Raw genomic sequence first — 23061 nt, forward strand, 5'->3', positions numbered from 1 at the left:
AAACCAGATAAGTAATGCTATAGATCATTTCTATGTTCTTTGTGATGTGAAAAATAATCGGAAAGAACAGTATGAAAATTAACCGCCGTTCTAGGGTTTTGGGTGTGACTTGAATCACGTTGTGTGGCTTTTGTAATAAGAGGTAACGATTTCGGTAAACGTTTGCGAAACGATGGTTGCAAAATTAAAGAATATAAAATTCTAGCTAAGTGTTTGTAATTTAAGGAGGTGTTAGGGTGTTCTTAGGAAAAGAGAACGGTTTGCTCGTTTTGGGGTATGATTTCTGACGTAAGGTAACACAAAAAAAATAATTTTATCAGTCTTGCGGGAAATAAATCACAACCTATAATGCTGAAAACCGGAGCGTCTGCCAACGCTCCGGTTTTTTTGTGTCCGAAGAAAGGTAAAGCGTCTGCCAACGCAATGCCAACGCACTATGCTTAGTTATGACTGTGTTTAGTTATGACTGTGCTCTTTCGAGTAAGCCATATGCCCACTGGAACATGTACTAATAAATCAAGGAATTTACACAATGCGTATCGAACAAGAACTTAAGTTAGGCTTTAAAGATGTACTGTTTCGCCCGAAGCGTTCAACTCTTAAAAGTCGTTCTCAAGTAAATTTAACCCGCGATTTTACATTTAAGCACAGTGGTCGTCAATGGTCTGGAGTTCCAGTTATTGCAGCAAACATGGATTCAGTAGGTAGCTTTGAAATGGCGACTGAACTAGCTAAGCATGGCGCAATGACGGCAATGCACAAGCATTACACTGTTGAGCAATGGGCTGAGTTCGTAAAAAATTCAGACAAAGAAACGCTAAATAAAGTATTTGTATCTACAGGTACGTCTGATCGTGACTTTGATAAAACTTCTGAAATCTTAGCGCTAAGCGAAGATCTAGAGTTCATCTGTATCGATATCGCAAATGGCTATTCAGAGCACCTAGTTGAGTTTGTTCAGCGCGTTCGTGAAGCATTCCCAACGAAAACTATCTCAGCAGGTAACGTTGTAACTGGCGATATGTGTGAAGAGCTTATCTTAGCGGGCGCAGACATCGTAAAAGTAGGTATTGGCCCAGGTTCCGTATGTACTACGCGTGTTAAAACTGGTGTTGGTTACCCTCAGCTTTCAGCAATCATTGAGTGTGCAGACGCAGCACACGGCCTAGGCGGTATGATTATCGGTGACGGTGGCTGTTCATGTGCTGGTGACGTTGCTAAAGCATTTGGTGGCGGTGCAGATTTCGTAATGCTTGGCGGTATGCTAGCCGGCCACGAGCAATCTGGCGGTGAAGTTATTGAGAAAGATGGCGAGAAATTCATGAAGTTCTACGGCATGTCTTCTCAATCTGCAATGGATAAGCACTCTGGTGGTGTTGCTCAGTACCGTGCAGCTGAAGGTAAAACCGTACTACTTCCTTTCCGTGGTGATGTAAACAACACGATTTCAGACATCCTTGGTGGTGTTCGCTCAACGTGTACATACGTAGGTGCAGCAAAGCTTAAAGAGCTAACTAAGCGTACTACCTTTATCCGCGTACAAGAGCAAGAGAACAACGTTTTCGGTAAAGAGAAGTAATTTTCCATTACCAATGAGTTATTTAAAAAGAGCCGCCTGATGCGGCTCTTTTTTTGTTTTCTAACCTTAAACCACCTTCTTTAGAAGGTGGTGATCGTTCCTTTGGGCTATACCCGAAGAATGCTTATGTTCAGATGTCCTCGTTTGTAACCAGCAAATGAAGGAAATAAAGAACATGAGCAGATATAAATCCGCCTCAGACGTATATCATAGGTGTCAGTACCACATCGTCTGGACACCCAAATACTGCCTGAAAATCTTGAAAGGTAATTTAGGAAAGTAGCTTTAGAGGCTTTCATAGCTATTGTAAGGCTTGGGTCTTTGCAAGAACATAGAGGCTATCTTTCACTTGATTAGTGACAGTCATCGCTGATATGTTCGAGCACTTGATCGAAATGCTAATAGTTTTTGTGATTCAGTTTGCAGTCGATTTACAAAAATAGAGACTTCAGGAACGCCACTTAAAGCCGGTGAATCTTCAAGTTTCGACAAAGCTTGCAATACAGCTTTTCATCTTGAGATTGGCGCCCACCCACAAAGCAAGCACCCTAAGATTATTGGGCTTGATTATAAAGTGATTCAAGAGAAAATAAATATTGAAGTTTGCTCTGCTCTGGTGGGATACCTACTCACGCAGTGGAATGTGGACTGCTCCGAAGAGAGCTCCCTGAACGCTTTGCGACATCAGCTGCACTTAAAAAGTCATCGGGCTTAGAAAGCCACTGGCTTTACTTGGTTTCCATCAATAAGACTAGTACCGCCCAGCCGGTCAGTGTTGGTAACAAAGGTATAGGGTCCTAAGTGGACCATTCAGTACAAGCTGTTTGCCCAAACCTCTGTGTTTAAAACGATTTGCACGTCAAGCATGTAGAGAATCGTTGGAATGTAGTTTGATTTATGCTTGGCGTGAGTTGGTAAGTAATTTTCACTCTTATATGTAACCTATGCTTTAGATCGAGAGGTGCGTTGATGTTTACAAATTTCAAAATCATGACTAGAGCTTTGCAAGACTTTCTTAGTTCCAATTTGCCCACCTTATCAGATGATTGGTGGGAGAATAATGTTATTGAAAGACTATCATTCCAACAGCAAAAGGTAGCTCTGGAGAAGGGTTTTACATCAATTTACGAACTCGACCTAGCAGCATTGCTCAGGGTTTTAGACCAAAACTGGTTTGAGTTAGTGGGCGTATGTAAATTACCTCGCGAGGCGAGAAACTGGGTTAAAGAGCTTCAAACTATCAGGAATAAATGGGCTCATGCATCAACCGACTTGCCTATCAGTGAAGAATATCGTGATCTTGATACACTGATTAGATTAATTGAAGTTATTAGCTGTGATGAAAAAAGTCTGCCAGCCTTGTATGGTGCAAGGGACAATTTGCTCGACGCTTTAGCCCATAAGAACAATGGGACGAATGGTCCTGAGAATACTGTTCAAACTTATCAAAGCGGGGATGTTCCCCATTTTCAGCCAGGACAGTTAGTTACTTTGAGGTCTGACTCTAATGTAGTCTTACCGATCATGAAAGTGAAGCTTGACGGAGTCGAGCCAGCTTATGAGGTATTTGAGTCAGGTAAAGTATCTACATACTTCCAAAGCCAGTTGCAAGAGATGGGTTCTGATAGTGAACAAGGTTTTGAAAGGTGCTCGAAAGAGGAACTTTGGGCTTCGTTGAGTGCAACAAGCCTTAGTTTACCGTCTAATAGTAGCCTCTATTCTCTAAATTCAGCTGACATTGACTTCGTCCCATATCAATACCGACCAGCGATTAAAATCATTCAAGCGGAACAGCCTAGACTTTTGGTAGCGGATGAAGTGGGTGTTGGTAAAACGATAGAAGCTGGGCTTATATTGAAGGAACTTTCCGCTAGGACAACGATCAAGTCTGTACTCATTATCTGTCCAAAAGCACTTGTTGCAGAGAGAAAATGGGAACTAGAAATGAAGCGCTTTGGGGAAAATTTTGTTCCCTTGGATGGAAAAACGTTAAGGTACTGCCTCAAAGAGACAGAGATTGAGGGTCATTGGCCAGAAAGCCATACAAAGGCAATATTGCCTTTTTCTTTGTTCGATTCAGCTCTTTTGCATGGGGAGGATACAAAGACAAAGCGTAATAATGGTCTTCTCGAGCTAAGCACACCACCAAAATTTGATCTAATAATCGTAGACGAAGCACACAATATCAGGAACAGAAACACTAACCTTCACCAAGGGGTTAAGTTTCTGTGTGATAACGCTAATGCGGTAGTTTTCCTGTCGGCTACACCAGTCCAGTTAGGCAGCAGTGACTTGTATACATTGTTGAATGTACTACGGCCAGAGCTCATCATAGATGAGAATAGTTTTCACTCTATGGCTGTCCCTAACAAGTATTCCAATGAAGCAATTCATATACTCCGCGAAGCAAATGAAGGTTGGCAAGAAAATGCGATTGTTAAGCTAAAAGCGCTGTCTGAAACTGAATGGGGAAGAATGTTTATACGCGAGACTCCACGGTTTCAAGAGATCTACGACACATTATCTGAACCAAGAGTTCCTGATGAGGTAAGAGTTTCAGCCATCGGCAAACTAGAAGAACTAAACACCTTTAGTCCTCTTATCAATAGGACAAGAAGGCGAGATATCGGGGAGTTTACTGTTCGTAAGCCTGAAACTGTGTCTGTAGAATTTACGCAGGAGCAGAGGGCTGTTCATGACACTCTTCTAGACGTCGTCGCCGATATTTTGAAAGTGACACATGGACATCAAAACATTCGCTTTATGATGACCATGATTAGACGCCAAGCTGCGAGTTGTATACATGGGTTAGCCCCTCTACTTAACGATCTTCTGAGTAATAAGCTTGCTCAGTTAGAAATAGATGAGTCGTATGATGAGCTCCCAATTAGTAGAGTCTCAGAGTCTGAGGTTTCACTGATCAAGGATAGAGTTGTTGAATTGCTGGCTTTGTGTAAGAACTTACCCACATCAGACCCAAAAGCAGACGTTTTTATTCAACTCATTAGGGAAAAGCTCGCCTTAGCAAATAGAAAGGTTCTTATCTTCACTACTTTTCGGCATACCATTAAGTACCTAGAGGCGAAGTTGGGAGCCTCTGGACTACGGTTTGGGGTAATACATGGTGGCATTTCAGATCAGGAAAGAAGGGATATCAGGAACAGGTTTTCCATGGAATCAACAGACTCAGAGAGCATCGATATTCTTTTATCCTCTGAAGTTGGTTGTGAAGGGTTAGATTTTCAGTTTTGTGACTGTTTGTTTAACTACGATCTTCCCTGGAATCCGATGAAGGTTGAACAACGAATTGGACGAATTGATAGGTATGGTCAGCAAAGTGAAGCGGTGGCTATAGTCAATTTTGTAACCCCCGGGACTGTAGACGCTGATATATATGAAAGGTGTCTAGTTAGGATTGGCGTGTTTAAAAATGCGATAGGGGGCTGTGAGGAGATATTGGGAGAGATAAGTAGTGGTATTCGGAGTTTAGCAGAAAATTTATCCCTAACGCGTACAGAGGTGCAGAAGCAACTGAGTCAATTAGCTGACAATAAGATTCGATTAATTGCTGAGAATGAACGATTAGCTGCACAGCAATCAGAGTTGTTTGGTTTAACAATCCCTGGTGAAAGTGACGACTTTGGAGAGCTTAGCCAGTTTAAGCAGGCGTTACTTTCTCCGCCTGCTCTGAAGAATCTGATTAACATCTACTTATCAAATGTTCTTTCAGATAATAGAACTTATATTAGTTCCGACAATGAAGCGATATTGAACTTAAACGCTGAACAGAGGAAAACTCTGTTGAAGGAGCATCATGTAGATTCCTCAAAGCTCTCTGTTGGTCAAAGAGAGTGGTTATCATGGCTATCTGGATCTAGCGCAAGACTGTCAGTGGTCTTTGAGCCTAAGTATAAAAACGAAAGCAATATTCTTGTGACATTGGAGCACCCACTAATTCAGTATGCGACTCAGGCCTTGGCACCAAATGAAAAAATTGAAGCGTACATTAGTTTACCTTGCGAAAAGCTACCAACAGGTCGTTACCCATTTTCCATTTACCAGTGGAATAAAAAAGGTATTCGTTCAGACGATACGTTAGTGGTAGTTAGTGAGAGCAAAGTGCTGGCTGATAACTTGCTAGATTTAATCTCTGAAGCTTTGACGCAAGAGCAAGTCAAAAAAAGACTGAGTGAATCTGAAGCTAAAGCTTTAGCTGACCTTCATTATGAACAGTGGAGTCGTGCTCAAGTAAAACATATTGCCGATAATAGGCAGTTAGCTGAGGTGAAAGTGCAGAGTTTAACGAGTAGTCATAAAGCTCGTTGCAAGACCATTTTTGAACAAATGGAGAATGCTAATAACCCCAAGATTGCCAAGATGAAGCAAAGCGAATTGATACATGCTAATACTGATTTTCAGTTGCGGTTAAATGAACTGCAAAGATTGGGAGATAGTGGTGATGTTCATTTTTCAGAGTTGTGTGCAGGTGTAGTGGTTGTAGAAGACAATGAATAAATTTATTGAAGAGTTAATCAAAGATAGAGAAGAGTATGCGTATTGGTTGGAGAGGAAACCAGCATTACGAAGAATTGTTGAAGATCTATATCCTGACAAGGCTCACTTCATTTATGAACTGCTTCAAAATGCTGAAGATGCTAACGCTACAGCGGTATCGTTTTCTTTATCTAAAGAGCAATTGACCTGTTCTCACGACGGTAGACCTTTTAATGACCAGGACATCAGTGCTATCACAGACATTGGGGAAAGTAGCAAAAAGGATGACGATAACTCTATAGGGCGGTTTGGTATTGGGTTTAAAGCCGTTTTCGTATATACCGAATCTCCAAGAGTAAAGTCAGGCAACCTCGATTTCACGATCGAGAGATTCGTCGTACCCACATTCCGTAACCCTAGTAATCATGATGCTGTAACAGTTTTTGAGTTCCCGTTTAATAGTAAGAAAAAAACACCTCAAGAGTCGTATAAAGAAATAGGTCACGCACTGAAGCAGCTGTCTGGAAGTGCTTTGCTGTTTCTCAGAAATATTAAAAAAGTCGAATGGTTTGTCGATGGCGAGTTTTTAGGCAGTATTGAACGAGAGGAATTAGCTGACAATCATATTTCGATCGCTCAAAAGAGTGATTCTGACAGTAAGCCTGTCGTCGTTAATTGGTTGCGTTATATTACTTTGTTCGGGGAGAAAGAAACTCTATTTTCCTCAATAGCATTTAAGCTAAGAGAAAAGCCGCAAAAGACAAATAATACTGATTCAGAAAAAGCGAAGCTCGCTGAACGATTTGTTGTTGAGGGGATCAAAAGAGGTACTGTGTCGGCTTTCTTCCCTGCTGAAAAAGAAACTTCTGGTTTAAGGTTTCATGTTCACGCCCCTTTTGTAACTGAGTTGAGCCGAGCTAGCGTTAAAGATACCCCAGAAAATGACAGATTATATGACTACCTAGCTGATACCATAGAGAAGGCTTTGCATGAAGTTAAGTCAATCGGATTGTTAGATAGGAATTTCCTGGAGGCTATGCCGAACTCATCCGATCCGGTACCCAAGAAATATCAAGTAATACGGGATCGAGTCAAGAAATCTCTGATGAGCGAGGAGCTTGTTCCGACTCTAGAGGGTTCATTCAAAAAAGGGAAACTGCTTTATCTAACCAAAAGCAGGATTGCTCGTGTTATCAACACCTTAGACTTCGCAAATCTCACACGAAACAGCATAGCCTCGGTAGGCTGGTCAATTATAAGCAATCAGAAAAATGATCGCTTATACAAATTATTGATAGACGCTGGAGTTTCAGAATGGACTAAGGATGACTTAATAGAGTGTTTCGAGTACTACAAACCCAAAAGTTACTCATTTGAAGAGAAAGCAACCAAGCAGGAGTTGGCTAATTTCGATGAGTGGATACTGAGAAAAAGTTCACAATGGCTGCGAGACCTGTATTCGTTATTTGCGTCAGAGTTGAGAGACGAGCTTAGTTATCCGGTAAGTTCTTTAAGGGTCATTCCAACCAATAATAGCCAGGTAAAAGCGCCTAGTGAGTGCTATTTCCCTTTAGAGGACTCCATTACTGACGATAGTATTTCCTGTTTACGTTCAGATCTGTTGGCGCCACTCGAAGGTGAGTCGAAGAAGGTCCATGATGGTGTTATTTCATTTTTCAGTGGTACAGGTGTTAAGACGTATGGTGAAAAAGAAAGCATTCTTGCTATTTTAAAAACACACTATTCATCTGACAGGATATCGTTGGATTTTGGAACGCATGCATTGCATATGAAAAAGTTTTTTTCATGGTATAAGCAAGCAAAATTTGCAGCCAATGAACTCAAAAAACATTCAATAATCCTTGACGGTAATTTTGATTACGTTAAACCGAATCGTACCTATCTTGATGACCCATATAGGTCAACCGGAATGGCCATAGCTTTAGGTGCTAAAGGCGTCTCTACTGTACATGCTATTAATAACATGTACCTACAGTTGGGAATTGAAATCAACGAGCTTAACGGTTTTTTCGAGTTTCTTGGTGTAATCAAGTCTTTAGACATCATTGAAACGTCATGCCTTAGTAATCCTAAGTGGAGCTACTTGAGAACGGCTCCTGGGAATGCAACTCACACCGGCGTCAATAGAGACTACACAATAGATGGGCTTGAGCGTTTGCTAAAAGCACATGATAAAGCTGTGTCAGAACTCATTTTGAAGACGGTAAGTAATCAAGCGCGCAATAAGCAGATTGCAGTTTACAGTCAAAACCAAAGTAACCCAAGTCGTACTGCTGATTCTCAATGGATATGTTTACTTCGTGATAGAGCTTGGGTTCCTACTAAAAGTGGCACATTTGTCAAACCATGTGATGCTCAGAAGAAAGACTTATCAGGTAATTTTCTTCGCGCGTTGGGAACTGACTGGGCGGATAAGATAAGATTCTGTCAGAAGGAAGAAGAAAGCTCTAAAGAAAGTCTTGTTAAGAAGGAAGCAGCAAAACGGTTGGGAATCACTAGTCAGACTGATTTTCAGCTTTTAGACCTTATCTCAAGTGGTTCAATCTCTGAAGCACAAAAGCAACAACTAATTGCTTCTGTTACTTCAAGTGCTCACAACTTCTCCCAGCAGCTACCGCAACAGAGCTCAAGTAATTCAGCAGCTCGTGCCTTGGCAGTTTCTAAAGCTGCAGAGCAAGCTCCAGAAAAGCGTAAGGAAGTAAGAGAACGATCAGTCGCTGTAGGGAAGCCGTCTGTCAGGCAGGAAGCGGAAGCTTATTTAAAAAGCCAGTATTCAATTAATGAAACGATGATCTGTCAGTTATGTCAAGAAGAGTTGCCGTTTAGGAAGCTGAATGGGGATTATTATTTTGAAATCGTTGACTTCATTGAAAGTGACTCTATGCACTTTCAAAACCATCTCTGTCTCTGTCCAAATCATGCAGCAATGTTTAAGCATAGTAACTCTGATAAGACTATTTTGTTTGATAAGCTGTCTACAACTGAGAATAGAAGCATTTCATTACAGCTAAATGGAATTGAAACAGAACTGTATTTTACTGATAACCACATGAATGATGTTAAGGCCATTTTCGGAGTAACATCTGTCGCAGTTGAGACCTCGATTGAGTCTCAATCATCAACGGTTGAAGAAGTAAGTTGCGTTATTGATGGGGTTGCTGTTCCTAAACACCTTTCGCTCTGGAGAAATGCATTCATCACTACATCAAACAATTCGGGCTCGGTTAAAATTGGTACAAATAAAGAGGTTGTGGCTAGTTTTGAGTCTGTAATTGCTGCTGAGAACTGGTGGACTAGCTACCTGAAGACACGTGGTTTTGAGGGTAAACTAACAGTCAGGAGTGAATATGATGCGCTACTTGCAAAGCAGCCAATTAAGCCCGTATTGAAAACAAAGTCGCCAAAGTTGACACGACTTACGCGGAAATCTCCCTTAGTTCCAAAACCTGCGACTAGCAGCACCACTAAAACTAAAGTGAGTATTCCAGATGGCAAACAGTATTGCCCTAAATGTAAAGGTGTAATTAAACCAAATCCTTGTAGAGAGTGTTACGGCACAGGCTGGGTTTGACCAAGATTAAACCCAGCCTTTTAGGTTCCCAATAATTAAAAATGTTCGGAATGTGACCCCGGTTTGTGTGGTAGTCTTGTCAACGATTGACTCAAAGCTGAAAGTAGTTTTCGTTCATCGATGGTCCGTGCGAAGTTACACTTTCACAAAAATATCAACTTATAGTTGTTTTAAGTGATATCAATATATGGTTGCTTTTTGAGTAAGTTGTTGAAATAAAGGAAATCATCAATATCAATATATGGTTTTTTCAACAAATGAGTTATTTAAAAAGAGCCGCTTGATGCGGCTCTTTTTTTGTTTTCAGTGTTAGTCGAACGGGCTTTGTGTTTGATTAATAACTTAATTATCAAAGAGATTATGTCGTGGCGTAAATTGGTAAGTCGTATCGAGCAAAAGACTGCATAATTCGCCTCGGTTTGTTCCACCACTTAGGAGAGAGCCCCATGCCCTGGGGGAACCTGTATTGGCTGTAGTGGTAGCGGTACCTGAACATACGCAGTTTCGAATTAAGAGTTTGTTCGATTCTGTATTTTACAGCCGGATTTTGCCCCATGATGCTTGCATCATGGGGCTTTTTTTATTCGCATACTTTGTCTTCTTTCTGGTCTTCTAATGCAAAGTAGATTCGAGATACTGTTATTTCCGAGATTAGAATGACAAACACCACCGCAAAAAACGCCACAACACCGTTGAGTGGGCCGGTAAACTGGACCTTATCACCAAACATAAGGTTGATGGCTTCGAGCATCACAAATTTGGAGCCAACCAAGATGATGTACGTAGAGATCCCTCTCATCACTTTTGCACCAGTTCCCGGTTTCGTTTTGAAGTAGTTGGCAAGTTTGTGTTCTAACCCTATTGAGAGTTTGAGAAGTAACTGAAGCAACATTGCTGCAGCAAACGAGATGGTAAAAGAGTCGATCGTTACGTATTCCCAGTACTCATCAAAAAAATTGAGAACGGTTAAATCGACTAGAATAGCCAATGTATATCCAACAAATAACCTTTGAGGTGTGTTGAATCCATATACCTTTTCTACGTTGCTCATGTAAATTCCTTTTTACTAACATGATCTTACCCTAGTAGATCGCGAACACTATTTCTAATTTGCTTTTATACTCCTGGGCGCAATTCAAATATCAATTCAAACAACTTAGTGGCGCTATTTGGTAAGCAGGGTGGGGAGCTGCTGTTTATCATACGCTTCTATTCCCAAACTAAGAGCTTATTATGATTATTTATTTTAGAGTTCAGGATGTAGAAGAGCTATGGATGGCCATAGATTTGGCAACATTTATGCAAGACAAATTGCCTAAAACGCCTGTGAAATCGATAACTTAAGTTTCTAACGAAGTTGCTCTTTTAGCCACTGTTTGGGAGGAGATCTGGTGACTCTTTTGAATGCTCGTATAAACTGCGCTGAATCAGAGTAGCCAAGGTGGATAGCGACATCGGCGATACTAACGTTTCTGTCTACCAAAACCCGCTTGGCAAATTCAATATTAAGCTGTTCTTTAATTCCCCTAAATGTGGAACCGTCTGACTGTAAATACCTTTGAATTGTGCGGCGGGACATTCCGGAAATCTCAGCTAAGTTCTCCAGCGATATATCTTGTCTTCCAATGTAGGGCGCGAGTGACTGCCGTACAGATTCAGTGAACGACTGTTCTGATTCCGTTATTGGCGGTAATTCAGTATCTGCATACACTGAGTACTCGATTGTTGTCGCCTTTGCTCCCATATATTGTGGGATGTCGTTTCTAATCTTGAGTTGGTCTAGCTCTTGTGAGCTTGTTGATTGCAAATGATAGCTAATCGGTTCCAACGTAGTTCCTACATGAGCGTTGAAACTAGCATGAAGTAAAGTGATCAGGCTAAGTTCGGATTCTACGCTTAATTCAACAGATTCAATAAGCTGTGCTTGCAGTGACATACTGCTTTCCGTTTTGCTTAACTGTAAGTGGCTTAGCGGAAGGCGCCCATAGAGGTCACCAAGGTTTATGGCTTCACGAGGTACAGCATTCACAGAGTGTATTAAGTATTGGGTAAAGTCTGCCCCCTGCATCTCTAACTTGGCTAAGTGAAGTAGCTTACTGAAAGGTAAAAAGGGAACATGTAGGGCGGGCGTGGTTTCGAGCGAAAACGGCATGCCTGCCTTGTCAACTAACTGATCGTAAGAGCCGCAACACAATTTCAGCTGTTTTAGATAAGACAGCACAATACGTTTGTCTATAGTGGGTAATCGCATACATTCCTCACGTTGTTCCCTGTAAATATCTACATTAAATCAAAAGCTTAACTATTTGCTATTTGAGTTTTATTCGATGTTAGCGTAGTGAAACCAAACCATTCATGCTTGATAGGTTAGCAGGGATGTGTTGACTGGCGCAAAATGTATATTTCAGCATGCTCGAGCCTCTAGAATGCCCATCACAGTCAAGAGTGGAGGTAAGTGACACGTTGTTTATCGCGATTGTTCCTCACGCGATTCAGCTCGTTCCCTTTAATGCCTTTATCCCTACTCTTATAGGTTTCTATCAAAAGGGTCATCATGAAATTTACTGCTGCAATCGCAAGTGTCTGTTGTTTGCTGTTAACACCTTCTGTTTTTGCTGAAGCTAATTTTGGTAGTCCAGATTCAGTCGACAACGCCATTAGAGAAAACGAACGTAAAAAGAAAAGTTGGCGAGAACACTTAGCAGCTAAGCATCACTTAACGTTTGGTTTCGACTACCAAGCGCTTGCTTTGTCAGCTTCAGCTCCAACGTCTGGGGGCGATAATGTTGCCTCTAGCGGTGTAGCGCGGTTCTATGGCTCTTGGGAACTTGTCGGGCTTAATGGAGCGAATCGTGGTGGGTTGGTTTGGAAAGTCGAGCATCGCCATTCGTATACGGAACTCGCTCCTAAAGATCTTGCATTTATCGGCAATGGTTTAGGATATGCGGGTATGATAGCTCCAGTTTATAGCAACCAAGGCAGTCGGCTAACAAATCTATATTGGAAACAAAAAATCAGTGATGGTAGAGGCACCATCATGGTGGGTTACTTGGATACCACCGATTATGTAGATGTCTATGCTTTGGCTAGCCCTTGGACAGGATTTACTAACCTAGCGTTTAGCACAGGGGCTGGGGCAGTTGGCTTACCTGATGATGGTATTTTGGGCGTAGCGGCAGGACACATGCTCAATCAAAACTTCTATGTTGTTGCCGGTGTGGCTGATGGGAAAGGAAACTCCGATAAACCACTTGATGGCTTCGAGACGCTTTTTAATGACCATAAACTGTTTACTACCTTTGAGCTCGGCTGGACGGCATCTCAAGATCAGATCTACACGGACAATATCCATATTACAGCATGGCACCTAGATGGAGGTACACAGCACAACCTAACTAGTGAAGAAAGTGGGCGGGGTATCAATTTTTCAGCCAGTTACTTTGCAACACCCCATCTAATGCCGTTCGTTCGTGGTGGGATATCGGAAGGGGATGTTGCCTTATATGACCGCTCGCTTACGCTTGGTTTTGGGTACTTTGGATTAGCTGGTGAGAAGAACAATCTAGGATTTGCTGTGAACTGGAGTAACGTGAATGACAATATAGAATCTGCGTATGCAGTGGGAGAGTCGAAGCAATTTACGGCTGAACTTTACTACAACATTGAGCTTAATGACTTGGTTCAATTGACGCCCGATTTACAGTATATCTCCGATCCCGCATTTTCTAGTGAAGACAGCACTTGGGTTGTAGGCCTAAGAGCGAGAATCATTATCTAGAAAAACAGTTAGGCACTCTAGGCAAAGAGCTAATTTCACTAGAAAGCAGAGCAATAAGCTCTGCTTTTTTAGGTGATGGACTTCTGATAAAGCCGTGGCGTTAAACCTGACACTCGTTTAAAGGCACGCGAAAAATGTGAAATGTTATTGTAGCCAAGTTGGCTGGAAATATAAGTCAGCGAATGGCCCTCTTCCATTAGTTCGCAAGCCACTGAGAACATCAGATTTTCTTTGATTTTTCTGAATGAACTTTGCTCATTTTTGAGTTTTCGTTGCAGTGTACGCACTGAAAAATTCAGCAGCTCGGCAGCATCTTCAATGGTTAGGTTTCGTTCTTTTACATACGGTTTAAGCACTTCAAACACACTGTCAGTAAAACTGGTGTGCCATTCAACAATGGCGGGTTTTGGGCTCAAAGCGCTTTTAGGTAGATGGATCTCTTTGTCTAGTAACGATTGTGGGATCAGTACCGCAGTATATTCGTGGCCGACAAACACTTGGCAGCTTTTTGGTAACGCAGATTGAATAATATCAATATCCGTATTTTGTAGTTTTACACTTTCGAATTGCCAGTCTGAATTGGTAAGCAACTTCATGAGCTCTTGGATGTAGACTATCGGGAAAAGCTCAGTCCATTCAGGGTAGAGGCCTTCTTTATGCGGTGAGTCAACGCAAAACCAACTCATTCCATGCTCTTGCCTAAAATGAACTCTACTACTGGGGGTGTCATTGACGAAGATGCGATTGACATCTTTCAGTGCTGCTCCAATTGTGTCGTATTCAGCAAACTGATGAAGTATGTGCGGAATAATACGTTGTTGTAGCGCTAGCCTCAGTAACTCGACGAAGTTTGAAATTTTGAGTTGAGAAGATGTTAAGTAAATGAGTCGTTTGATCGAGTCAGAGGGCACAAAATCGCTGTTGGACTGAAACAGATCAGCAGGAAGCCCAGATTCATTCAATAACTTATGTACGTCAAATCCGTATTCAGAAAAGATCTCAACCAATATCTTTGCGTAATTAGTTTGTATAACAGGGACTTGGAAAGAGTCTGAGCTCATGTGTTCGCACGCTCCAAAGGCTTGATTTTCGGCAATAAAAGTGCAGTCGCAAAATTATAACATGACGTACAAAAAAGTAGTCAATTTTCTTGTGTTTTAAGTCGATGGGTATATTCTTAACGTATTAATTTTATTAAGTTTAATCTAGAAGAAGGGAGCTGTATGTCTGAAGTTAAGGACGACGTTCAACTAAATGAGCCGCAGCCAAAAGAAGAAACCAACAAGAAAGACAAAGTAAGGAAAGTGACCAACTATCTGTTGTCTTTTGTTGCTTTTATGTTGCTTTTTAGTGTGGTGGCTGACCGAATTATTCCTATCACCGATAGTGCTCGTGTTCAGGGTTACATTGTCCCGATTAAGCCTCAGGTTTCGGGTAAGGTACTGGATATCAAAGTCAAACCAAATCAATTGGTTGAGGAAGGTGACGAGCTCGCTATTCTCGACCAATCTGATTACATCATTGCTGTTCAACAAGCCGAGCAAAACTTAGAAATAGCGGGGCAAAATGTCGGTGCTCAAACTGCCAATATTGCATCGGCTCAAGCGCGTTTAACGTCTGCTTTGGTTGAAAAGCAAAATGCAGAACTGCAAACCAATCGTATTTTAGCCTTGGTAGAAAAGGGTGTGGTATCTAAATCGGATGCTGACGAAGCGAGAGCGTCTTTAGCGACTGCGCGAGCAGCGGTTGTGAATGCTGAAGCTGATTTAGAACGCGCGAAACAGCAACTGGGTAAAGATGGTGAAGAGAACAGCCAAGTGAAAGCGGCGTTACTCGCATTGGAGCAAGCTCAGCTAAATCTTGAACGCACAGTTGTTAAAGCTCCAACTCAGGGCGGGGTATCGAACTTTAGTCTATCGGAAGGCTTTTATGCGTCAGCTGGCCAGCCTTTGATGACGTTCGTGTCTACCGAAGATATTTGGGTTGAAGCGTATTTTCGAGAAAACAGCCTAGGTAATATTAAGGTGGGTGACAAAGTAGAAATTGCGCTTGATTTTGTTCCTGGAAAAGTGGTGCAAGGTAGAGTAACAAGCATCGACTGGGGGGTTGATTGGGGCCAGAATGATCAAGCTGGTAAACTGGCTCAAGCAAGCCAACAGACAGGTTGGCTACGTCAAACTCAAATGCTACCGATTTCTATTGATTTTGATAGAGAAGAGGTGAGAGGCATGCTGAGAGTGGGCGGCCAAGCGGATGTGATTGTCTATAGTGGTGACAACTTTATCTTTAACGCAATTGGTAAAGTTTGGATTCGCTTCATTAGTCTGCTTTCTTATGTCCGATAAGCTCATACCAGACCAGCAAACACAGACTCGCATCATTCGCTTTATGGTGGGAGTAACGCTCTCGGTTTTCCTAGCTGCTTGGATCAATTGGCCGCTTGCTTTTGTCGCTCCAGTATTTACGGCAAAATTTTTGATAGATAAGCCGAGGCTGCATAAGGAAACCATTTACGAGTTGTTACTTGCATTACTGGCAACCATGGCGCTCGGGTTACTGCTATCTAGAGGGATCACTCAGTATCCGCTGCCGTTATTAACAGTCGTAGGGCTGATGATGCTTTGGGGATACTACTTGTTTACCGATCCTAAGTGGAACTTGTTCGCTACGATACTATTGATTTCTGTTTTGATGCTGCCATTCATGGCAATTGCTACACCGGGTGTGTCGGTGTTGCTGGCAAGCGGGCTATCGGCTTCAGGGGTGGTAGCGGTAGGTATTTTTGCGTTAGTTCATATTTATTTTCCTGAACCAAAAGGTGAATTTGCTGGCTTTGCTAAGCCACCTATCAACAGACAGCAGCGCTGGCACGCTGCATTTCGAGCCATGATTATTTCCTTCCCAGTCGTGTGCTTTTTCTTTATTTTCCAAATATCAGAAGCGCTGCTCACAATGATGTTTATTGCATTGTTGTCTTTGATGATAACCGCCGAAAAGTCGGTCAAGTTGAGCGCATTCCTTATTATTAGTAATGGTATTGGTGGTTTATTAGCAATTATTTCCTTTTCAATTTTAGCAATTGTGCCGAGCATTGTGTTCTATTCGTGCTTTATCGGACTCATTGCAATCATCATGGCAAGGAAAATTTATACCATTCCAGAGAAAGCGCCGATATTTGCTACTGCCTTTAGTACGTTGTTGGTATTAGTGGGTAGTACGTTAATGAGTTCAGGTGATATAGATAGCAGTACGTTTATTCGTATATTCCAGTTAGTCATGATTGGGGTGTATATGATTTTAGCTAGTTTGTTTTTGGAGACGAGAAATTGGAAGTTCTTACAGAACTAGCGTTAATTAAAAAGGGTGTCTTATGAAGATAGATCACGAGTTTTCTCGTAATGCTATAGATGCAGCAATTAAAATTGCTGTTGTGGCGATTTTGGTTTATTGGTGTTTTTCAATACTTCGACCATTTCTAATGCTGGTGGTGTGGGGGGCAATCATTGCTACTGCACTTTATCCAGTGGCGCTGTCCATTCACAAAAGAACTGGACTCTCGAAAGGTAAAGCGAGTGCATTGTTAAGCTTTATCGGGGTGTTGCTGCTGTTGATTCCTTTGGTCGCATTGTCTTCTGGTATCTATACCAGTGCATCGGAGCTAGTAACCGGAGTACAAGAGGGCACTCTGACGTTACCTAAGCCAAAAGCTTCTATTCAAGATCTACCATTAATTGGTGAGAAACTGTATAGCTTCATGCTATTTGCTTCTTCGAATATTGAAGGGGCTTTTGTGAAATACGCTGAAGAAATCAAACAGTTTGCAGGTAAAGCGGCTTCTATAATTGGCTCTGTTGGCGGTGGCTTTCTTCAATTCATTATTTCTACCATCATTGCGGGTGCATTCATGAGCAATGCAGATAAATGCCAAGCTGGCATGACGATGCTTGTGACGCGTTTAACGGATGGGCGAGGTGAAGAACTTGTTGAGTTATCTAAGTCGACAGTGCGAAGCGTTGTTCAAGGCGTAATCGGCGTTGCTGTGATTCAGTCGACTTTGTCGGCAATTGGCCTTGTGGTTGCTGGCGTACCTATGGCTGCGGTATGGGCGCTTGCTGTTTTACTTGTTGCTATCATTCAACTGCCACCAATCGTTGCGCTTCTTCCTGCAATTATTTACATGTTCAGCGTTGAATCGACACTGGCTGCAGGCCTTTTCCTTGTATGGTGTATCATCGTAAGCGGCAGTGACGCTATCCTTAAGCCAATTTTGTTAAGTCGTGGTTCAGACATCCCAATGCTTGTGATTCTGCTTGGGGCACTAGGTGGTATGGCGATGTCGGGTATTGTAGGCTTATTCGTAGGTGCGGTTGTGCTTAGTTTAACTTATCAGCTAATGGTTGCTTGGCTAGAAAGTCACCCGCAAGAGGCTAAATAATGAAGCCTATTTCGAAGGACGATAATTTCTATTTTTTGTTTTTCGCACTTCTTATCTTGTTTTTTGGCTGTGCGGTAATGCAGCAGTTTTTTCCGGAAGGCCAAAAAACAGTGTTGGGGCTGATCATTGTTACGCTTGCGGCTTCCATTGCGGGTATCAATCGAGGAAAAGCGATTTATCGTTCTTGGTATGGAGTACTGCTCGTGACGGCTTCCGTCTCGGGCATTTTCTCATTCTTTGAAGACTATGATCTTTCTATAGTGACCTTGTCGGCGCTGTTAGCCTTCTTGTTGTCGCATATCTATTCTGCGCTTAAGCAAGTGATGCAAACCAAAACGGTTACCACCAACCATATCATTGGCTCGTTGTGTATCTACCTCTTATTAGGGTTAGCTTGGGCAACACTGTATTTGTTGATATTAGAAGTATTCCCTGTTGCATTTACTGGTTTAGAAGCGAAGCCTTGGTTAACTAACTTATTTAATGCACTTTATTTTAGTTTTATCACCTTAACGACGGTGGGCTATGGTGATATTTCTCCTACGGTTCCTGTTGCGCAATTTTTTGTTTTCTTGGAGTCCATTATTGGTAGCTTTTATTTAGCGATAATGGTGGCCAGTTTAGTCAGTATTAGACTGACACAGATGCAAGAGAAAGTATAAAAAAAGCCCCACTCACTGAGTGGGGCTTTTTAGTTTTGTCTGTCAATCTTAGCTGTTTTGAAGTGCTTCTAGCTCAGCGATTGTTGTTTGGGATACAAGCTCACCGTCGATGTAGTAGCTAACGTTCTCGCCATCTTTGATGCCTGTTAGTGTTGCTTTGTCACCGTTGTTGTAAACAATGTCCATTTGAACAGTGTTGTCATCAACTTTGATCATTTCACCGCTTTCGATAGTACGATTGTTTGACAAAGGATCAATCGGAGCGTCTTTTAAGCTTGGATCCAGCTCATCGTTTACTTTGAATTGGGTATCAACTTTACTATCAAAGATGTGTGGAGCACCTGAAATTGGGTTTTTACCTGTCCAGAATTCTAGAGAGTTAAACACCACGTAATCAGCCGCAGTTGTGATACCGTAAACAGGTGCCAAAAGGAAGTTTACTCCAGCACGAGCATAGCGGTTATCAACAACTTCAACGTTAAATTTCATTACTTTCCCTGTTACGGCATTGCTACCGATACAACCAGTTAGTGCTGACGCTAAAACTGTTAGTCCTACTACTTTAAGTGCTAATTTTTTCATTTCGATACCTGTGTTTAATATGTTGTTGTGTTAAAACGAGCGTAGTATCCCGTTTTTAAATTCGATTGTTTTACCACTTTACGCCAATAACTAATTCTGTCGTTTACGTAGAAATGGTGAATTCAAGGAGCTTTAGATGCTGCTATTACTTCATTACGTAGTAGTACGCTTTGGCTGCTAACCAAAATATGAACTTCGTAATACCAGCAAAAATCTTCAGCGTATATTTGCCTACCATGAACAGAAGTTCACCTGCGGTACTTAGGCATTTATGCAGATCACTGTGTTTAAAATCGGAATAAGTCATTGCTATCTTCTTATAACTGAATGAAGAATCCGTTCCAGACGCTCTGCCTTGATGGGGGGAACTATATCCGAGCGATAATTCTCGTACTTACCATTTAGCGCCAGTTTGTTTTTCACTTGATGTCGGTAGGAAAAATTAAGTGAAAATAAAAACAGGTTGATATGAAGCTTGGTCATCATAACGTCAGCTAAAGTGGATCCGGCGTAAAGTGGTAAGTCTGTGTTTGAACCATGAAATAAACTATGTGTATCTTTTAAACAGGGGTGTCATCGGTGTCGGGTGTTAACTAAACAATCCGAGGAATAACCGAGATACTGATCTCAATCCTATCGACATAATCCAAACGTGACCTCAAGTCGGTTTAAATTGATGGAAGTGATAAGTCACTGAGAACATGTTTATAAATGCTCGACTACTATTAGCTGAGCGGCTTAATTCTTTATATTCAGCGAACCGTTCGGTGTCGCCCAATGAACAGTAATGTTGTTAGTGATAACAACCTAATGTTGCAATGAATCAACCTAAGGTGAACTCATGAATCGTGTAATGATGGTATTTAAAATACTGTTTCTTAGCATATTGGTGTCCGTAGCCAATATCGCGTATGCACAACCAATCTTGGATACTCAATCCGCACTTAGTGCGGATCTAGAGACACTAAAACAAGCTCACGAAAGTGAGCAGGCTTTTCTTGAGGATGTACTTAGGCGTAAAAACGAGCGCCTAAGAGATAGAATCACAGAACAGTTAAGTAGTGGCGCGTCAGACGAGAAAGCAAAGCCAGTACTGCTCGCCCAAATTGATTTGCTGCAGGGTTTATTGGATTTAAGTGAATCGGCAATTTCGAAGCTAGCAAAGGCCTCACGAGCGGCTGCTGACGAAGACAAAGCGAAGATTGAGTTTAGGATCCAGCGCAGAATTGCAGTGATGGACACATACTATGACCAGCTTGAAATCACGCTCAAAATGGCTGAGCAGCGCTCAATCGATGTTTCTAGTGTCCGAGATGAATTTAAGCAAAAGCTGAAGCGTAGGGTGGAGTACTTAGCCAATGCGACTTTGTACCTAGACACCCAAAAGAAAGAAACTGAATCGCGTCTTACTTATGTTAGTGAAGCGGAAAAAGCGAATCTGACAGAAGATATTGTTCGATACAACGAGCGTATCGCTATGATGGTCGTGAGTTTCGAATCAGGTATCGCACTCATGGAGGCGATGGGGCAAGACGTTACTGAATACAAGCAGTTACTACTGACCTTAACCGGTGATATCAATGCGGACGTGTTAGACATTGGTGTCGCTTATGGCCTACTCGAAGGTTGGCTGATGTCATTTAAAGAATGGGCATTCGAAAACACACCGTCAATGGTGGTTAAGCTAACGCTATTCTTAGCTATTTTGTACTTAACTCGTAAATTGTCCAAAGTAGTATCTAGTGCCGTTGGTCGTAGCGTGAAGCACTCGAAAATGGACTTTAGCGTCCTAATGCAAGAGTTCTTTGTATCGATCGCATCAAAAGCAGTTGTCTTTGTAGGCTTACTGGTAGCTTTATCGCAAGTCGGCATTGAGCTCGGTCCACTATTGACAGGTTTCGGTGTCGCGGGTGTGATCATCGGTTTTGCATTGCAAGATACTCTTTCGAACTTTGCGTCTGGACTTATGATTCTAATTTATCGCCCGTATGATGTTGGTGATATGGTCAAAGTAGCGGGAATTCAAGGTACCGTTAAGAACATGAGCCTAGTATCGACCACGGTACAAACAATTGATAACCAACGCTTAGTTATTCCAAACAATAAGATTTGGGGTGATGTGATCAACAACATCACAGCCGAGACTATCCGCCGCGTCGATATGGTGTTTGGCATTGGTTACGCTGATGATATCGATAAAGCTAAAGCCATCTTCATGGAGATCTTGCATGCTGACCCTCGAGTACTAAAAGACCCAGAGCCTATGGTGAAACTGCATACATTAAATGAATCTTCGGTAGATTTTGTTGTAAGGCCTTGGGTACAAACTGATGACTACTGGGATGTGTATTGGGATGTCACAGAGAAAGTGAAGAAACGCCTAGATTCCGAAGGGATCACTATTCCGTTCCCACAACGCGATGTTCATTTGTATACCCACAACGTTGAATCCAAATAAGAGTTCACACCTTCATACTGAGAACCAAGCTCAGTAACACGGCGGCCTATAAGGTCGCCGTTTTTGCACGTGACGAACTCTCTTGTGCTAGAATCGCGACAAATTAATCAATTTGCTTTTGGTATGAGACATTTAAAAACCACGGTTCACCCTGATATTGAACACCTCGATAACCAAACGGTTTATAAACGAAATGCAGCTCGCGCTATCGTTGTCGATGGAGAAGATATCTTGATGTTGTACACCGAACGTTATCACGACTATTCAATCCCAGGTGGTGGCCTTGATGACGGTGAAGACGTAATAGCAGGAATGGTTAGAGAGCTGGAAGAAGAAACGGGCGCGCAAAACATCCACAGCATAAAGCCATTTGGCATTTTTGAAGAGTTTCGTCCGTGGTATAAAGATGACGCAGATGTCATCCACATGATTTCGTATTGCTACACCTGCAAAATCAATCGAGAACTTGGCGAGACCAACTACGAAGATTACGAGATCAAAAACGGAATGAAACCGGTTTGGATTAATATCCACGACGCGATTGCCCACAATGAAAAAACCATTGCTGAGAGCGACAAGAAAGGTATGAGCATCGAGCGAGAAACATTCCTGCTTCAGCTTGTCGCAAAAGAGATGCTATGAAATAGCTTCTTTGACATAGCACAATAACAAAAAAGCCCGAAACTCAATGAGTTCGGGCTTTTTTCATTCAAGTGGTAAGGTGCTATAAGACCAGTCTTACCGCATCACAAACACAAAGGGTTACTTCTTACCTTGAGTCTGTTTGTCTTCTTCTGTTAGCTCGCGAATGCGACGGCTGATGTCGCGACGTGCTTTAGAGATTTCAGCACTCTTGATGATGTGGTCATCGACACGGTCTTCGTAATCCGCTTTCATGTTTTTGATGATAGCAACGATCTCGTCGTGGCTCATATCAGACTTGATGTAGTCTAGTAGGTTCTCAAGTAGATCAACACGCTTGCGGTTGTCACGAACTTTCTTTTCGTTATCTAGAAGTTCACGCTTCAGTTTGTTTTTACGACGTGCTTGGTTCACGATTTCAAATACACTACTCATAGGTTCCTTTTCCCTAGATTTATTAACTGTCAACGATTAAAGCATAACAATAGAGTCCAGAACAGTCTTAAGATCAATCCAAACGGTATCTTGACGATTTAATCATCAACTGGGCTAAATCCGTTTGTCATCTTCTCTTTTATCAATATATTATGCTTGCAGTTAGAGAAGTTTGTACCACGTACTATGCAAGAATCAGAGATCATTCTTCCACCAATAGAGAATGAGAAAGTTGCCCCTTTGGTTAATGAGCGCCTACGGTTAGCTTACCAAAGTGAGAGCAAGCAATTGGAAGTCGTTGAAGTGGAATTAAGCCGTGCGAAAGTCTTCATGATTGATGAACACGGTAACATGAAAAAGGTATCACTCTTGGCAGAGCATTGAGCCCTGTGAGAGAAGCGGAA

General features: G+C 42.0%; 18 protein-coding genes and 1 pseudogene. 13 read left to right on the forward strand and 6 right to left on the reverse strand.

Going from position 1 to position 23061, the window contains the following annotated elements; all coding sequences use genetic code 11:
• Positions 1 to 532: 532 nt before the first annotated feature.
• The 5 genes and pseudogenes from J4N42_RS17410 to J4N42_RS17425 all read left to right on the forward strand — a co-directional run bounded on the left by J4N42_RS17410 (position 533) and on the right by J4N42_RS17425 (position 9665).
• Positions 533 to 1579, forward strand: coding sequence for a GMP reductase (locus J4N42_RS17410; protein WP_252033845.1), 1047 nt, complete (start codon positions 533 to 535; stop codon positions 1577 to 1579).
• Between the two features lie 175 nt (positions 1580 to 1754).
• Positions 1755 to 1859 (forward strand): annotated as a pseudogene (locus J4N42_RS17415) (IS200/IS605 family transposase); the annotation flags it as partial.
• Between the two features lie 240 nt (positions 1860 to 2099).
• A complete protein-coding gene (locus J4N42_RS22680; RefSeq protein WP_503035490.1) occupies positions 2100 to 2294 on the forward strand; it encodes a BrxR family transcriptional regulator in 195 nt (64 codons plus the stop codon).
• A 254-nt stretch (positions 2295 to 2548) separates the two neighbouring features.
• Positions 2549 to 6094 (forward strand): helicase-related protein, encoded by a 3546-nt coding sequence (locus J4N42_RS17420; protein WP_252033847.1) that lies wholly within the window; start codon positions 2549 to 2551, stop codon positions 6092 to 6094.
• Positions 6087 to 9665, forward strand: a complete 3579-nt coding sequence (locus J4N42_RS17425) for a sacsin N-terminal ATP-binding-like domain-containing protein (RefSeq protein WP_252033849.1) — start codon at positions 6087 to 6089, stop codon at positions 9663 to 9665. The genes J4N42_RS17420 and J4N42_RS17425 overlap by 8 nt, the downstream gene beginning before the upstream one ends.
• A 580-nt stretch (positions 9666 to 10245) precedes the next feature.
• On the opposite strand, the gene J4N42_RS17430 is transcribed toward J4N42_RS17425, so the two are convergent.
• Positions 10246 to 10716 carry a hypothetical protein gene (locus J4N42_RS17430; RefSeq protein ID WP_252033851.1) on the reverse strand — a complete coding sequence of 157 codons (471 nt, stop codon included), beginning with the start codon at positions 10714 to 10716 and terminating at the stop codon, positions 10246 to 10248.
• 297 nt (positions 10717 to 11013) lie between these two features.
• Positions 11014 to 11916, reverse strand: a complete 903-nt coding sequence (locus J4N42_RS17435) for a helix-turn-helix transcriptional regulator (RefSeq protein ID WP_252033853.1) — start codon at positions 11914 to 11916, stop codon at positions 11014 to 11016.
• 303 nt (positions 11917 to 12219) lie between these two features.
• Here J4N42_RS17435 and J4N42_RS17440 point away from each other — a divergent pair, with 303 nt between their 5' ends.
• Entirely contained in the window at positions 12220 to 13443 is a 1224-nt protein-coding gene (locus tag J4N42_RS17440) for a carbohydrate porin (protein WP_252033855.1), read from the forward strand.
• Between the two features lie 68 nt (positions 13444 to 13511).
• On the opposite strand, the gene J4N42_RS17445 is transcribed toward J4N42_RS17440, so the two are convergent.
• The gene (locus J4N42_RS17445; protein WP_252033857.1) at positions 13512 to 14504 is read right to left on the reverse strand and encodes a helix-turn-helix domain-containing protein; all 993 of its coding nucleotides are present in this window, start codon (positions 14502 to 14504) and stop codon (positions 13512 to 13514) included.
• Positions 14505 to 14666: 162 nt separating this feature from the next.
• Here J4N42_RS17445 and J4N42_RS17450 point away from each other — a divergent pair, with 162 nt between their 5' ends.
• From J4N42_RS17450 to J4N42_RS17465, 4 genes are read left to right on the forward strand one after another with little or no spacing between them, the layout of a single operon-like run.
• Entirely contained in the window at positions 14667 to 15788 is a 1122-nt protein-coding gene (locus J4N42_RS17450) for an HlyD family secretion protein (protein WP_252033859.1), read from the forward strand.
• A complete protein-coding gene (locus J4N42_RS17455; RefSeq protein ID WP_252033861.1) occupies positions 15778 to 16791 on the forward strand; it encodes a DUF2955 domain-containing protein in 1014 nt (337 codons plus the stop codon). Before J4N42_RS17450 ends, J4N42_RS17455 begins: the two co-directional genes overlap by 11 nt.
• Before the next feature lie 22 nt (positions 16792 to 16813).
• Positions 16814 to 17878: an AI-2E family transporter gene (locus J4N42_RS17460; RefSeq protein ID WP_252033863.1), complete on the forward strand. Its 1065-nt coding sequence runs from the start codon at positions 16814 to 16816 to the stop codon at positions 17876 to 17878.
• Positions 17878 to 18540, forward strand: a complete 663-nt coding sequence (locus J4N42_RS17465; protein WP_252033865.1) for a potassium channel family protein — start codon at positions 17878 to 17880, stop codon at positions 18538 to 18540. The genes J4N42_RS17460 and J4N42_RS17465 overlap by 1 nt, the downstream gene beginning before the upstream one ends.
• A gap of 48 nt (positions 18541 to 18588) precedes the next feature.
• Here the strand turns inward: J4N42_RS17465 and J4N42_RS17470 are convergent, their stop codons facing one another.
• Together J4N42_RS17470 and J4N42_RS17475 are read right to left on the reverse strand one after the other, a co-directional pair.
• Positions 18589 to 19122, reverse strand: coding sequence for a DUF3332 domain-containing protein (locus J4N42_RS17470; protein WP_252033867.1), 534 nt, complete (start codon positions 19120 to 19122; stop codon positions 18589 to 18591).
• Between the two features lie 145 nt (positions 19123 to 19267).
• A complete protein-coding gene (locus J4N42_RS17475) occupies positions 19268 to 19429 on the reverse strand; it encodes a hypothetical protein (RefSeq protein ID WP_252033869.1) in 162 nt (53 codons plus the stop codon).
• A gap of 534 nt (positions 19430 to 19963) precedes the next feature.
• Between J4N42_RS17475 and J4N42_RS17480 the strand changes: the two genes are divergently transcribed.
• Positions 19964 to 21580 carry a mechanosensitive ion channel domain-containing protein gene (locus J4N42_RS17480; protein WP_252033870.1) on the forward strand — a complete coding sequence of 539 codons (1617 nt, stop codon included), beginning with the start codon at positions 19964 to 19966 and terminating at the stop codon, positions 21578 to 21580.
• A gap of 123 nt (positions 21581 to 21703) precedes the next feature.
• Positions 21704 to 22222, forward strand: coding sequence for an NUDIX hydrolase (locus J4N42_RS17485; RefSeq protein ID WP_252033871.1), 519 nt, complete (start codon positions 21704 to 21706; stop codon positions 22220 to 22222).
• 120 nt (positions 22223 to 22342) lie between these two features.
• Here the strand turns inward: J4N42_RS17485 and J4N42_RS17490 are convergent, their stop codons facing one another.
• The gene (locus J4N42_RS17490; protein ID WP_265689047.1) at positions 22343 to 22690 is read right to left on the reverse strand and encodes a DUF496 family protein; all 348 of its coding nucleotides are present in this window, start codon (positions 22688 to 22690) and stop codon (positions 22343 to 22345) included.
• A gap of 153 nt (positions 22691 to 22843) precedes the next feature.
• Here J4N42_RS17490 and J4N42_RS17495 point away from each other — a divergent pair, with 153 nt between their 5' ends.
• Positions 22844 to 23041 carry a hypothetical protein gene (locus J4N42_RS17495; protein ID WP_252033873.1) on the forward strand — a complete coding sequence of 66 codons (198 nt, stop codon included), beginning with the start codon at positions 22844 to 22846 and terminating at the stop codon, positions 23039 to 23041.
• The last annotated feature ends 20 nt before the right edge of the window (positions 23042 to 23061 follow it).

It is taken from the genome of Vibrio sp. SCSIO 43135, assembly GCF_023716665.1.
Classification (GTDB): Bacteria; Pseudomonadota; Gammaproteobacteria; order Enterobacterales; family Vibrionaceae; genus Vibrio; species Vibrio paucivorans.